The sequence below is a fragment of the Streptococcus sp. HMSC034E03 genome, from assembly GCF_001811505.1.
Taxonomy (GTDB): Bacteria; Bacillota; Bacilli; order Lactobacillales; family Streptococcaceae; genus Streptococcus.
The window spans coordinates 31,443-31,685 of sequence record NZ_KV804993.1; the positions used below are offsets into that span (position 1 = coordinate 31,443).

A 243-nucleotide genomic window follows, 5' to 3' on the forward strand; every position below is an offset into this window, starting at 1 on the left:
CAGTCCACTGGACTGTTTTACTCCAACACTTAAGCCGTGCTATGAGTCGTATCCGTGTTCAAATTATGAATCAATTTCATCGAAAATCCCATCAATACAAGGCTATCAAGCGTTATTGGAAGTTCATTCAACAGGATAGTCGTAAACTCAGCGATAAACGTTTTTATCGCTCTACTTTTCGTATGCACTTGACGAATAAGGAGATTTTAGTCAAGCTTTTGAGCTATTCAGAAGACTTGAAAC

1 pseudogene is annotated in these 243 nt (G+C 38.3%); it reads left to right on the forward strand.

Annotation, left to right across the window (positions count from 1 at the left end):
- Positions 1-243, forward strand: a pseudogene (locus tag HMPREF2805_RS11315) (ISL3 family transposase); the annotation flags it as partial.